Raw genomic sequence first — 15,402 nt, 5'->3', positions numbered from 1 at the left:
CCTAATAAAGCAACACCATGGAAATGAGTAGCATTATGACCATCGCCGCCAACCAGCATCTCAACGAACGAGATGACGACGAACCAAAGACCGACGCCGCGCCGCACGACACCGCGGACGACAGCGACAGCAGCGCCATCCACTCGGGCGTAGGAGTCCTCGACAAGACCGTCAAAATACTCGACGCCTTGGAACATGGCCCCGCCACCCTCGGACAGCTCGTCACGGCCACCCATCTGGCACGCCCCACGGCGCACCGGCTGGCCATCGCACTGGAGCGACACCGCTTCGTCCTGCGCGACCAACACGGACGGTTCGTGCTGGGATCGCGCTTCGGCGAACTCGCCGCCGCAGCCGGAGAGGACCGCCTGCTTACCGCAGCAGGACCAATCCTGCAAACCCTACTCGACCGCACCGGAGAATCCGCGCAAATCTACCGGCGCCAAGGCGACCAGCGCGTCTGCATCGCCGCCGTGGAACGCGCCAGCGGACTTCGCGATTCCATCCCCGTAGGCGCCATGCTCTCCATGCACGCCGGTTCCGCCGCGCAGATCCTGCTCGCCTGGGAAGATTCCGACCGTCTGCACCAAGGATTGCGCCACGCCAAATTCACCGCCACCAAACTCGCCGCAGTACGCAAACGCGGCTGGGCGGAATCCGTCAACGAACGCGAGGAAGGCGTGTGCTCCATCTCCGCACCGATCCGTAACTCTTCGGGGCAGGTCATCGCCGCCATCTCCATCTCCGGCCCGACCGGACGCATGGGATCGTCCCCAGGACGACGATACGCGCCGTTGGTCATGGCCGCCGGCAAATACCTCACCGACGCCCTGGCCAAGGCCAGCGCCAACCGGTAGACAACCGCCTCCGCATGAGGCGCATCAGCGACGAGAACTCAGCGACGACGGCGGACTGCCACACACGGTAGCCCGCCGTCACATATTCCGATCTTTCGCCATCCGCCGCTTCCCATCCGTCAGTGACGTCCGATACGGCTAGTGACGCACAAAGCGACGCAACGCCTGAAGCAAACCGCCCCACCAACCGCGTTTGCGCAGCAGATCCATACCCTCCTCATCAGGCCTGGACTCACCCGTCATCGCATACGTATACGCCTTGCCGGCACTCGGCTTGCCAACCAATTCCCCAAATTCCAGCAACTGCGTACGCGGCTCATGCGGATGGCGGATATCGAATTCAAACAACCGCACGGCACGCTTGGCCGGCACGGGACCATACGTGCCGAACCCACACGTTGGCGTCGCCGCCAGCATCACCCCATCGACCACACCCACAAAACCATTGCGATGGTCATGGGCGGCCGACAACCCCACATACTGCCCCTTGCGCAGAATGGCGAATTCACCGCAATCCTCGTCAGGACAGCTAATGCCCTCACCCAAATAGCTTCCCGGCATCACCTTGGCATCATCCAGCACAAACGTATGCCCGGCACGCGTACGATACCCCTCGATGGCATGCGCGGCCGTAGGGCGAACCCGCTTCAACACATCGTAATGCTGCGGTATGGGCATATGCTGGAACGCCAGTATGCGAGCGCCCAAACACCGAGGCATCATCTGCATGAACTCCAGCGCCTGCGCGGAAGGGCTGCCATAGCCGCCCTGCGGCACATAATCGCCAGAGTTGACGACCATCAGCGCGCATACCGTATGCTCGCCCCGTTCATCCAGCACCGGCAGGGCCAGAGTGCCCGGCTCGCACGCATACACAGGCTGCTGCGGCAGTCCGGCGTAATCCGCCATGACACGCGTCATACGCGACCGCCGCTTGGATGGCGCCGATTTCCCAACCCGCGGCGCAGCCGCCACAGAATCCGCCTCCTCCAGGGATTCCCGGCTCTCCAAAGGCGGGTTCAGACACCCAGGCAACTCACGATACATGGCGTCCAGTTCGGCAACATCCAAACCGCACTGCGCATCATGATTGCCATAGGTTACCGCCCACGGAATGCCACGGTCAACCAATGGCTGCACCATACGCCCCATGAAGGACCGCACCAATTCGCGGGTATGCTGCATATCGGCGGCACGTCGGCGCGCACGAGCACCATCGTCGGCGGCCGACGACACCGGAGTCCAGCGACGTTTGCGGAAGGTCGCCGCATAGGCTTCGTCATACCCGGCGATCTGATTGCCGGTGAACACGACCACATCCGGTCTGGACGCATCCACACTGGCTTCCAGCAAGGCGATGGTATCCGGGGAAATCTTCGGCCCATCTTGAATATCCGACACCTGCAGGACGCGGAACTTACCGGAAAGATGGAACTGCAACCGCCCCAGCCGCGCGGAAACCGATACTGGCGGAGTTGCCGAACGCTCCGACACCGCCGAGCGTTCCGACGTCATCTGCGGCGGCGCATCCAAAGACGCCTTTCGAGACTGCACCTCTTGAGACGCCTCTTGAGACACGGCAGATGTCACTTCGTCACCAGGCGCCTGCCCCGCGGATCCACACTCACTAGCCATAATCCCAGCCTAGCGCACCACCCGAGGCTACGCCATGCGCGACGCCAGTCCACCCGCCTGCCAACGATCCGCCCAGAGGATTTCTAAGAGAAGACCCTCAGGCGGATTCCCCGAAGACCTCTCCCCAAAGGTTCACCCGAAGGTTTGCCCCCCACAAAAGTGTGTGAAAACACCATCCCCACACCCACAAACGTGCGTGTTTACCACACCCAACCACCAAAGTGCGTGTTTACCACACCCACAGAACCCCACAACGGTTCCCACGGATGGCGCAAACACACACCTTCCGAAAACAGCGCCAGACCAACCAACCAAACCAACCGCTACGGATGGCGGAAACACACACCTTCCGACCCGGAACCAAAAAAGACACCGGGATCACAACCTACCAGTGGCGAAAACACACACCTTCCGAAAACAGCGCCAGACCAACCAACCAAACCAACCGCTACGGATGGCGGAAACACACACCTTCCGACCCGGAACCAAAAAAGACACCGGGATCACAACCTACCAGTGGCGAAAACACACACCTTCCAAAAACAGCGCCAGACCAACCAACCAAACCAACCGCTACGGATGGCGCAAACACACACCTTCCGACCCGGAACCAAAAAAGACACCGTGATCACAACCTACCAGTGGCGAAAACACACACCTTCCGAAAACAGCGCCAGACCAACCAACCAAACCAACCGCTACGGATGGCGCAAACACACACTTTCGCACGGATGCAGCACGACCAACCAAACCAACCAACCACACAGCCAGACCAACCAGCCACACAACCAACCACACAAGAAACCACACAAGAAACCACACAAGAAAAAGGGGAGCGGGCCCATCACCCGCTCCCCTTTTCTCAGCCATCGGACACGATCAGCGCCAGACGCGCCCGCCCGACGGCTGCTGTTGCCTGCCGTCCAGCCCTGCCGCCCCGACCGGACGGCACAGACCCCACAGCACCCGGTCAGCGCCCCGCCCGGGCCTCGCGGCGGCGCCTGCCGGCGACCAACGCCAGCGCCACACCCGCCAGCACGACCACCAGCGCACCCGCACCGGCCACGGCCGCACCAGTCGGCGCCGTCCCGCCGGCATCGCCGGAACCCGAACCCGCATCCGCGTACACGCTCGCCACGGACACCGACGCCGCACGGGCGACGGAGGCCGCCGGCCGCCGCGCAACGCCCAACGCACCTTCGACAGCATAGGCCAGACGCACCGCGGCCGCTTCGAAGAAACCGCCCGACGCCGCTTCGGCCGCACCCGCGACCCCGACACCGCCCGCGCCCGGCACGACGGAGAACTCCACACGCGCCTGCGAGCCGGCCGCCGCGGACCTGAGCCCGTCGAGCGAACCGACCTCGACCGCGTCGGCGCCGCGTCCCAGATCGGCCACCGAACCGTTCGCGTCCATGAGCAGCGCACGGGTCCGCGCACGCTCCTGCAGCCTGGCATAGTTGCCGTCCGCCGCGAGCAGTCCGCCACGCTCGTCGACCTCCACACGGAAATCATCCGAGAACATGCCGTACGAACCCTTGCTCGGATCGGTCGGATCGACCGGCACCCAACCACCATGATCGGACACATGCGCGGTAACCGTAGCCTTGACCTGCGGATTGGACACCAGCGCGAACGTGAGCTTGGCGCCGTCCACGACGTTGTCCACCGTCGGATCGGCATCGCCCACCTTCACGGTGTACTTGCCGGTATCACCCGCCGCAACCATGCTGCCGTCCCTGTCCGTGGCCGCCACGGAAGCCGCGCCGAACAGGAACTGCCGGAGCCCGTGCTCACCATCGGCCGCCTTCAATTCGTCCTTGGACGCCCACACATCGTTGGCGAACAGACTGGACAGATCATCCGGATCGGTCGGACCGGTACCATCCTGATAGACGGTAGCCAGCGACGTGGAGGAAGCGATGCTGTCGCCTTCGCCCACCGAGAACACTGCCTTGGCGTCCTGCGCTCCGGCTTGCTTGTTCCACAGGCCGGTGGCGTCCAGGCTGACATCGTCCAGAGACACGCTTTCGTACATGCCATTTTCCAAACGATGCAGAGCCGATACCTTGGCTCTGGTCTTCACCTGCACGTCGCTCAACTGCGTCGGCCCGCCGGCCTTGAGCTCCTTCTCGGAAGCGCGGAACCTCTCGGAGAAGATGAGGTACTTGCCGTCGGAGGATTCGCCACCGTTGCCGGTGACCGTCATGTTCACCGTGGCCTTGGCATTGGTGCCCGTCACTTGGAACGTGACGCGGTACACCTTGCCTGCCGCGAGCTTGGACAGGTCGCTGACGGTCGTTTCGCCGTCGTGAATCGTGACATCGACCTCGCTCAGCGCCAGGATCGCGCCGTCAGCGTCGGTGCCGTGGGCGCTCGAACGGGTCCACGCCATCTGGTTGAACTCGTCGATGCCCACCGGCTGCCCGTCGCGCTTGAGCTCGTTCTCGCCGACCATGAAGTCGTTGGCGAAGACGGTTGCCTCGTTCCGATCGTCGCCACCGCCCGAATCCGTGACCATCATGGTGGACTCGCGTTCGATGAGGCGCTCTTCTCCATCGGAACTCGTGACATAGAACCTTATCGCATGGGCGCCTCGCACCGCCTTGGCTCCGTTGAGGTCCACCTTGATGGCGAATTCATTGGTGTCGCCGGATGTCAGTTTGGCGTGCGCGCGCTGGATGAGCAGCCGCAGCAGCTTGCCGCCCTGGTCCAGGCTCAGCGAACCGTCGGAGCCGACGGCCCCGCCGATGCCTTGCAGTTCGTCCAGTCCGACGCTGAACGTCTTGTCGACGGCGAGGTCGGTGCCGGCGTTGATTCGCATCGAATCGGAGCTGTAAGAGGTGAAGTTCACGTCCTTATGCCATCCGTAGTTCGCACCGTCGCTGTAACGCACGCGGAACGTGTACGCATGGCCGGCTCCCGCCTCGTATGTCCACTGTTCGCCGACCTTCTTCAGGGATACCGGAATCCAATCGCCCTTGCCGTCGACCTGCACAACGTACATGGTGTCGGCGGTATCGCCCTGCATGTTCTCGGTGTCGATATACTGCGTATCGAAACCGGAGACCACTCCCTTTTGTCCGACGATATCCGGATTCTGCGCGTGAAGCTTCGGTGTCGCAGGACGGGTCGGCACGGTGATGGTGCTTTCTCCGGCCGACGTGAGCTGGGTGTCCTCGCTCTGCGCGTAGAAGCCGACCGTCCCTCCTTCGACGCCGACGATCGGAGCCTGGCTCCTCGCCTCGTCGGCGAGAGCGCGGGCACGTCGACGGGCCGTGCTGCCCGCGGTGAGATCTTGGGTCAGCACGGTCACCAGTCCGTCGCCCTGTGTGATCTTCGGCTTCCAGGTGAGCTTTTCCCGCCCCGGCTCGGCCTCGTAGGTGTAGCTCACGTCCGCGCCTTGCGTGCTGACGTCCGGCGCGGTCGGCTTGGTCCACATGACCGCGCCGTCCGAGTATTCGCCGTTGTCGTTGAACACTTCGCCGGATGCGTTCTGCGCGCTTACCGCGTACTTGGCTTTCACCGTATGCTTGGTGTTGGCGCCAAGACCATTGACCTGCAAGGCGTCTCCATTCGCGCCATTACCGTCGACCTGATAGACGGCGACCGGCCAGTAGTCCACGTTCAGCCGCATCGTGCTGTTGTCGTCGTAATTCGGTACGGCATGCCATGCGATGACGCTATCCGTCAGCGCGCTCTTGTCCTGAACCGGCCCGGTCGGCACCTTGTCGATGTCGGCCTTCACCACGGTGACCGCGCCTTCGACGTTGTACCTAGTGATAGGACTGCCGTCTGGTTGGGCGCCGTTGCCGACGCTGACGACCACGTCGAACACTCCGGTCGACTTGCCGTCGTTATCAGACGGTGTTGCACTGGTGGCGTCCTTGACCTGGCCTGGACCCGCGTCCTGCAGGCTTATCTTCGCGGCCGGGTTGCCGAACTGCTGTTGCGACATCACGCTGACGATGGTCACCGAATCCAACGGCGCCCATCCGTTCTGCTCGTCGTACGCACGGAAGTCCATCTGCCGTTGGATCCAACCGTTCACCGCGGCACCTTGGGCGTCCTTCTGCGGCAACGTGACCGACACGTTGTTCCAGTACAGGTTCGGCGTGCCGGCATCCGAGACGAACACCGTGGCGGACGGGGCGAGCTTGACGTCCTGCCCGTTTGCAGTGCGTGCGGCGACGTCGGCGGTGAAGGTGTAATCGCCGGTCTGCGTGATCTTGGACGGGTCATTAATGACGCTACTGTCGCCCTTCTTGGTCACGGTGAAGCCGTTCAGGGCCACCTTGCCATCGAATCCAGCAACCTGAGCGCCGTTCTGGTAGACCAGCGTCTGCACGCCTTCCGCATTCTTGTAGTAGACCGACAGTCCCAGGTTCCTGGCGATGGTGGTCGTGTCCTTCAGCTTGTCCGCCACGTCGGCCTTGGTGACCGCATAGTCGTGCATGCTGGCGGTGAAGCCGTTCTTGTCGGAATCGGTCGTGTCGTTGTCGGTCACCGACAGCGTCACGGGCAGCTCGACCGTCATGCCGGACTTGCCGGACTTGCCGTCCTTGGTGGTGTAGCCATAGGTGATTGCGATCACGCCGGTGTAGTTGCCCTGCTTCAGGCCCTTCTTGACGGTAACACCGCTCAGCGTGCCTCCTTCGCCCTGGAAGCTGCCGTCGTTGTCCCATGTGGCGTCCGAGACGTTCAGCCAGTCGCCGTCGGCGCTGTCGCGCGTGGTGGCCTTGAACTCGGTCTTGGTCACCGTGAACGTACCGCCGCCCGCACCGGCCGCGCCGTCGCCCGTATAATCGGTGTACCACTTCTCGGGCTTGACCGAGAAGGTGCCGGTCGCGCCGTTCTTGGCTTGGTCGACGGTCATGGTCAACGGCAGGGTCGAATCGCCGCGCGAAAGGTTGGCGTCCTCCATACGGGCCGCCAGATGCGCCTGCACTTCGTTCCAACCGTGCTTCTTGGAGTCCTTCTGCGCTTGGTCCGGAGTCGGATTAGACAACGTGTAGCTGCCCGGTTCCGGCACATGGCCTTCGGTGAAGACACCCGCGATATTCTTTTCGCTCGTCTCGTTTTCGTTCCACTGATAATCCGCATTGGTATTCGCAGGATCGTAGATTCCTCCCTGCTTGGCCGTGGACGGATAGTACCCGGCGAAGACCCACTTGGACGGGTCGGCTGTCATATGGTTCCGGTAATCCACCTCATCAGGGGATACGGCTGACACGTCGCCATTTACTGTCACGGTCGGATTGGTGAACTTGCTACCTGCGGTCAGCTTGCTGGCCCTGTACAACGTGCCGTTGCCGTTCTCCAGGAACGTCCGTTGAGCCTTGGCGAGATCGTTCTGCTGCGCGCCCTTGACGAGGGAGGCGTCGCCGATCTGGAAGTTCACCAGGTATGTGCCCGTGTCGAAGGTGTAGCGCGCACCGAACGTGATGGCGTGCAGATCGCGCCAACCAGTCGCATCCTTGGAGTCGTTCGCGGACGTAAGACCCCAAGTCGACGGCGCTACGGTCGCCAGGCCGCCGATCGGAGAGGACACCTGGAACGCCTGATACTTATCGCCGTGCTCCTTGTTGCCCTTGAGCTGCCACGGGTCACGCACAAAATACTGCGCGTACTGGTTCTTGGTGTATCCCACAGACTTGTCTTCGGGATCGACCGGGTTCTTCTCGTTCGGGAACACGCGATCAAGATCCGTCCACGAGCCATACGCTTGGGTGCGAACCACGTCGCTCCACAGCAAGTGCTGCGTGGTCGGCAATACCTTGTCGTTCTCGGATGGTTTGGAAATCGTGATCTCCTGACCCTGCTCGTTAGTGATCTTGTGGCTGTCCCCACCGATCCAGCTGATGTCCCAGGTCGCGTCGATGGCACGCTCGCGGAACACCGCGGTGACCACCGTGTCTCCGGTGATGCCTCCCGAATCCTTCGTGCTACCGACGGCCTTGGTTTGGTACACGTTGTTCGAACCTGTGGCGTCGGTGGCAGGAGTTCCCGCGGTGCCGCCGGGGTTCGTCGTAGTGGTCACCAGATCGACCGCTTCGGAGTCGCCCTGTTTAGCGGTGAGCTTGACGAGGTCGTAGCCCGGGGTCTCCCAGTTGCCGGCCTTGTCACCGAATGTAGGCAAGGTGTACTGTTCGCCGGCCTTGACCCACACCGTATGCCGATCGCTGCTGGATGGAGCCTGATAGGTGTCGTTCCACTCCTTGAGCAATTCGTTCTCCAAATCGCCCTTGGTGTAATCGCCGGTGTTGGCGTAGGTCTGGATCGAACCATTCTGCTTGACCGTTCCCAGATAGAACACCTGCTTGGGGCCGCTGGTGTCTTCGTCCACGAACGGATCGTCAGCGGTCTGGACCCAGCTCTTGCTGCCGTTTTCCATGGCCAGTTGCAGCTTCACGCTCCAATACTGCTCGATGGTGATGTTTGTGGCTGCACGCCCCGCGAAATATCCCTTCAGAGTGATTGAGTCGCCGGACAGCGTGTCCTGCGCGGTCTTTGCCGCGATGCGCGCCTGGTAGGTTCCCGCGCCGTCGCTCCACTGGTTGGTGGCGCCGGCGCTGCCTTCCAAGGCAATCCACGTGTCGCTATTCGCATGCAGGTGCTCCCAGCGACGACCATCTGAAGGCTCGGCAGCTCCGCTGCTTGTTGTCAGCGTTACCACGCCCTTGGAATTCGCGCCGTAAGCCGGAGTCGCCGTGTGTCCAGGCGCCGCGGAGCGCGTGCGCAGCGTCACCGTAATCGTATGCTCGCTGTGATTGTCGTCGCCCTTGCGCGTAATCGTTAGCGTAACCTGCTGGTTCGCCGCGCCCCAATTGTTCGCGGTAGCACGGGCTTTCGACTCGGACGACGCGGTCGAATTCAATGCGGGAGTGAGGTTCAAGGTGGCCTGCCCGTTGGCCACGCTCAGCACGCTGTCGGAGCTCACATCGGACGGCAGTCCGGCGACACTGATCTCATCCTTACTCACGATGCCGTCGCCGTTGCCCCCGAACACGATGGTCTCGTTGGACTGCACGGCCGCGTTGCTGCCGTAGTTCACCTTGGTGACCTTCAGACCGCGAGGTGCCTTGGTGACCTTGAACGTCACTTCGAACGTCGTCTTCTTGACGTTCTCGCCCAAGTTCAGACCGCCCGTGGTGCCGGCCTGGTAGCCGACCGTGACCGTGCCCGTGTACGTGCCGACCGCCAAGCCGGCCTTGGGCGTGATTTCGATTCCGGACAAACCATTGGTCGGCGTATGCTGCGGCATGGTGACGCTCGCCCAATCGGCGGGCTGTCCGTCCGAGGCTTTGAAGCTTGCCGAGGTAACTTGCGGGTTGAGCTTTATCTGCTGGTCGACCTTGCCGGTCTCGGCAGTGGGCTTGGAGGTTTGTGCCGACTTGCCTGCATCATAACCGTAGACTGCGCTCCACTCAGCCTTCGGCCATGTCGCGGTGTATGCGGCGTTCAGCCATATTGGATACAAGTCAATGACACTGCCATCGCCTACGATGTCGGAGACCTTGATTCCGGGTTGCACTACGGTTCCGCCAGTTTCCTTGGTTTGCCAACCGTTAAAGTACTTATCAACCTGGTAGAACGGGAAGGTACCCGCATCACTGCTGTTCGCTCCCGGCACAGGCAGCAGGGAAATGACATCGTTCAAACCGTGCTGCTGGCTTCGAGCCCATTCCGGAGCCTGGTCCATGCCGACATACTTGGTGCCCTCGCCGTAGTGGAACCGCACGGTGATATCGGCACGTTGCCACGTGTAGATGATGGTCATGGGGCCTGTCACATTGACGGTATGGTTTGACTCCACGTCCGTGATCTTGCCGTCTCCCAACTGATAGGCGGCCTTGGTCAGAGTGTGACCGGCAACCCAAATCTGGCCCTGTCCTGCCGCACTGCTCCAAGGCAGTGAAAGCGTGCCGGCGTTCACCACCTGCTTGCCCGTAGCTTGGTTATGCTGATCGCCCTGCACCTGTTGGGAGATATCCACACCGGCGTCATTCACATGCTTGAATGTCACCGTCCACTGCTGCTTGACTTCCGCAGTGGCGATTGCCGAGGCGAAGTACTGACCGGTGTTGCTGCCCTTGAGACGCACTTCGTAAACGCCCGCGGGAACGGAAGCATCCTTGCCGGCACCCTCCATATCCGTCCAGTCAGCCTTCGCGTTCTTCAAACGGTATTGGTAATGATGGCCGGCATCATTGTCGTCGATGCTTAGTGATCCCTTCGCGGAATCCACTGCGGCAGTGGTCTTCACTGTCGGCGCCGCCGAGCGATGCTTGATGTTGAACGTCTTGGTGGTTTGCGCATACTCGGCATTGGCGCCCTTGGTCAAAGTCACCTGCGTGGCCGAGCCATCGGCGGACAGGCCATCCAACGCCTTGGTGACACTCTCAGCCGTACCGTTGGCCTGCAGCGAGGTCATACCGCCCAAACCGGACGCCGAGAAGTCTCCGGCTTCGCTTGACGGCGTGGTGGTCAGCGTAACGGTCTCCTTCTCGTAATCCCACTTCGGGTCAGAAACAGTACGCTGCTTCAGGTTCACGGTGGCGTGCAATTCCACCGCCACTGTGCGAGCATAATTCCAACCACCCTGATATTCGCCGGCGTCGATGCGCACGTTCCACTTGCCGACATAGCTTCCGGCCCCATTTTTACCGGCCACCAGTTTGATCGGAATGGTGAACACGCCATTATCGTCTGGCTTCAAGCCCTTGCCGGCTTCTATTCCGAGGTTCATTCCGCTGCGATCGATGTTGAACTCACCCTTCGCACCATCGAAATTCCACTCGATCGAGGTGATGCGCGGCTGGAGAGCTTCCTTGCCTTTGCCGGTGAGCGTTTCTCCGCCAAGCTTCAGATCCTTCAATGCGATCTTGACGTTCCAGATGGCGTCAGCCTGAGTAAAGCCAGCCTGCAGATCGTCCTTGGACTCGTTCCCGCTGACCTCCGTATCAAAGGTTCTCGGACCCCATTTGGCATACAACTGTACGGCATCGTCGGAAATGGTCACGTTCGGCAACGCGGTTAGGTCAGTGGTCGCGCTGACCTTGGTCCCACCGCCGTTCGCGGCCGTATACCAGCCCTCGATGTAATTGTTTTCGACCTGCGTATTGTTGGTGTACCAAGCATTGATACGCCGAATGGACGAATCCGCAAGATTGGATTGACCGTTTTGGCTACGATCCACCAGCTGCGGCAGCAGACCCGGCTGATTGCCATTGGTCAAGTTGTATTCGTACTTGGATTCCGCCACGGAGCTCTGCATTCCACTCTGCATGAAGTTAAACTTCACCTTGGTCGCAACAGTTTTCCAAGTCGGCACCAGCGTGATGGAATCCCATGGCACCTTGATCTGATCTGTCAACCCGAACTTTTGGGTGCCGTCCTTGGTCTGCCAGCCAATCTGCTCATTATTGGGCTTGGTATACGCCGCCCCCGGGAGCGTGATAGTATCATACGAATACTTACCCATGGCAACCGGCGCAGAAGATTCGGATTTAGCCACAGCACCATCACCATCGAATGATACGGTTGCCTCGTGGCGATACTGCAACGTGGCGATGACTTCCGCCTCGCCAATCGTGCCGGAAATACCTGTCTTCGCCGATAGGCTCCAACGATCCGAACCGTCTACATATTCTTCCTTGTAATCAGCAATATCGTAATTTGTGCCGTACGCAACCTTTACCGTGTCCGTATGATCAGTCTTGTACTGGACAGAGGAATCAGAAGTCTCGATTTGTTTATCGATATTGACCTTCTTATTAACAAGTGTACCTACTCCCTGCCCCTGTTTCCACTGGGCCTCTATATGAAGGGTCTTGGATGACGAGCCCTGCAAATTCAGCCTGGTCAAATCCAGGGTCTCTCCCGGCTTGAAGAGTACAGCATTCCCGTCTTCCCGCACCCTGTAACCCTCAAAATAGGCTCCGTTCTTAACGGGCGCCTCGGTTGCAATCGGAATGGAATTGGCATACACGATGTCGTATTTCGTCTCGTCGACCGGCGTTTTCCCCGTAGGATAAGCGCCCCCGGCCGGCGAGTACTCGACAGAATACTGCACAGGCTTGGCCGAAAAGTTTAATGCCTCCACACGAACAGCCTGAACCGCATCAAATTTATAATACGTCCACCCGTCAGACACCCCTGTCTGTGTTATATGAGCCCCACTCGCCGCGGATACCCCCTCAATCTCCCAACCGTTCTTCGGCCTGACCCGAATCTCGTAGCGATCATCACCGGTTTCGCTGTTACCAGGTGCAGCAGCATTCTTAACATAGTATTTCCCTCCGCTATTGAACGGGACGAAGCCGCCCGAAACCCACGGGGAAAAATCCTGCCATTGCCGTATCTCAGCCTCAACGCCCAGGTTCTGCCCCGGCACGAGATACCGCTGCGAAGCCGGACCATAGTTGACCTGCACGCTGACATCGGAGTGTATCTTGCTGACCGTTATGTCCATGGTCGGGGACCATGAGCCCGTAGCTTTATTGCTCAGATACTGCCATCGGTTGACGGTCACCACCGTACCGGCGTCGGCGCCCGTCTGCAAAACGCTTGTCGTCGTCGAGCTATTCACAGCATCGGACATCGAGGGCAACGCAACCGTCTCATCGCCGACGGTTATGGACACGGGCACCTCGCTCCATTTTTCATGTTCGCTATATACCGTATCCCATATGCCTTTTACCGTGATGGCATCCCACGTGGGCTTATCAACATATTGCCTGATTCCCTGCGTAAACGAAAGCCTCGGCTGATCCCAACTCCCTCTAGTCTTATAAACAGCAACACCCTCACCCGGAGAGTGCTTGACCGCCTTGGCTCCCGCGCTAAAGTTACTGGCAATAAAACCTTCCGTCGGTGCGGCATCTGCCCGAGGGTAGCCATACGCATCTGGATACCAAACCGGTTTCACTCCGCTCTCATAAACACCTCCGACATGCAGGTAACCATAACTGAGCGCCTCGGCATCTGTAGTCGGCTTGTAGCCGTTCATCGTAAAGTTGAATTTCCAATTCGTAGACCAAGGCTCAATCCTCGCCCCGACACTCACATTCCCGGTAATATCGACCAGCTTGTAAGACTGGAGCCAACCCTTCGTCGACACATGCTCATATCGGGCACCGCTCACGGTCAGATGGAGAGTGTTTTCCTCGGGAACGATGATGGAGAAGGAGGCTTGTCCTCCCTTGTACGCGGTTTTTGTCTGCTTCACCCAACGCGCGTTCTCCGGCTGATGGCCCGGATACGTATACGAAATCGTACCGTATGTAATGCTTACCGGCTCAGCATTGCTGCGGAAGGACGCAATTATTCTTTGGTCATTGCTCTTGATCGAGGTCACCAAGGTGACATCCGTGCCACCGGTCACCGCGCCCTTGATGGCATAGTGAATCTTGTCGCCGATGGTCGCGAGGAAATCCAGCTGATACCGAACGCCATTGATCTCGATATAAAAATCGAGGTACGTGTACCCATCAAGCGACGGCGTATTGTCCTTCACATACCCACCAGGATAGGTATACGTGGGACTGGATTCCAGGATACCGTCGATCTCCTTGTAGATTCCCGTGACCTGTCCCCATTGACTATCGGCATCGCCGGTGGCGAGGACGGTGGCCGAACCGGAACGCGCCTGCGCCTTGGCCAGCGTCATGGCCAGGGGCTCGGACTGGGTTTCCGGCTCGCTCCACGTGGGCACGATCTCATGGGAGGAACCCAACTGCATGACCTTGTCCGAACCGGCCACCACGTAACGCGTCGGACCATCGGACTCGCGCCTGTCGGCCGCGACCACCCGGTACGGATTGCCCAACGAATCACGCACCAGAGCGCCGTCAGACGAATCCACCAGGAACGCGCCCTCGTACGAGGACGGATCGGCCAGCAGACCGGCAAGCGTCGACGCATCCCGCGAAGAAGAGGAGGAAGAAGAAGATTCGGCCGAAGCGTCCGAGGAAGGTGAGGTGGATGCCCCGGTCGAAGAACCGGATGCCGCGCCCGAACCGGACGCGGCGTCAGAGGAGGAAGAAGAGGAGGGGTCAGAAGAGGAATCAGAAGAGGAGGAAGAGGCCGAGGAAGACCCAGAGGAAGAGGACGAGGACTGCGCCGGCACGGACAGGTCGGGCACGAAGGTCTTCGCCTGCGCGTCCGCGTTCGCCACGCGGCCCGCCAGCAGGGATGCGACCGGCGAGAGCATGCCCGCCAGGGCGCCGCCCACCGCGCTCGCCACCGTGGACAGCACGTCGCCACCCGTAACCGACGAGACCGCGGCCCCCACCGCGTCCGCAGGAGTCACCACAGGCTCGGAAGCCGCGGACGCAGCAGCCTGGGAAGCAGCCTCGTCCTTCCCGTCCGCCGACTGCCCGGACTGGCTGGACTGGCTACCGGCAGACCGATCCCCCTGCGGCGTTTGCTCCGACTGTTCCGAAGCATCGTCGGACTGACCGTTGGACGTCGGATCGCCCTGCCCGTCCGAAGAGGCATTGCCCGCCTGATCGGACTGATCGGACTGATCCCGGCCCGCCTGCCCGGACTGGTCTTGGCCGGCCTGCCCCTCGCCCGCGTCCGCCTCCGGCGTCGACGCCTGGAAGCCCAGCGTGCCCGGATCGGCCAGCGCGCCGCCGGCGAACGACGCCGCGAACCGGTCGGACCGACCCGGAGCCTGCACACGAACATCCACCGAGAGCGAGCCCTCCGCCAGCAGGTCGCCCGGCTCCACGCCGGACAGCACCACATCGCCCGTCGGGCCCTCCGACGCGGACACCGCCGCATACGCGGGCGAACCGCCCACCAACATCATCAACGCCAACAGAAAACCAACAACCGCACGCAACGCATCACGCAGCCGAGCCATCGGGCACCTTCCTCATCTTACAACGTTAAACTTATTAGA

The 15,402-nt window shown here is 60.9% G+C and carries 3 protein-coding genes; 1 reads left to right on the top strand and 2 read right to left on the bottom strand.

Going from position 1 to position 15,402, the window contains the following annotated elements; translation table 11 throughout:
• The first annotated feature begins 35 nt into the window (after window positions 1-35).
• Window positions 36-857, top strand: coding sequence for an IclR family transcriptional regulator (locus tag AC1AWK_RS00705; protein ID WP_476569492.1), 822 nt, complete (start codon window positions 36-38; stop codon window positions 855-857).
• A 138-nt stretch (window positions 858-995) separates the two neighbouring features.
• On the opposite strand, the gene AC1AWK_RS00700 is transcribed toward AC1AWK_RS00705, so the two are convergent.
• Window positions 996-2,372 (bottom strand): metallophosphoesterase, encoded by a 1,377-nt coding sequence (locus AC1AWK_RS00700; protein ID WP_476569490.1) that lies wholly within the window; start codon window positions 2,370-2,372, stop codon window positions 996-998.
• Between the two features lie 1,090 nt (window positions 2,373-3,462).
• Entirely contained in the window at window positions 3,463-15,363 is an 11,901-nt protein-coding gene (locus AC1AWK_RS00695) for a hypothetical protein (RefSeq protein WP_476567404.1), read from the bottom strand.
• Window positions 15,364-15,402: the final 39 nt, after the last annotated feature.

Source organism: Bifidobacterium sp. LH_491 (genome assembly GCF_056356495.1).
The sequence above is the reverse complement of the archived record's forward strand: the minus strand, read 5'-3'. Positions and strand labels throughout refer to the sequence as shown.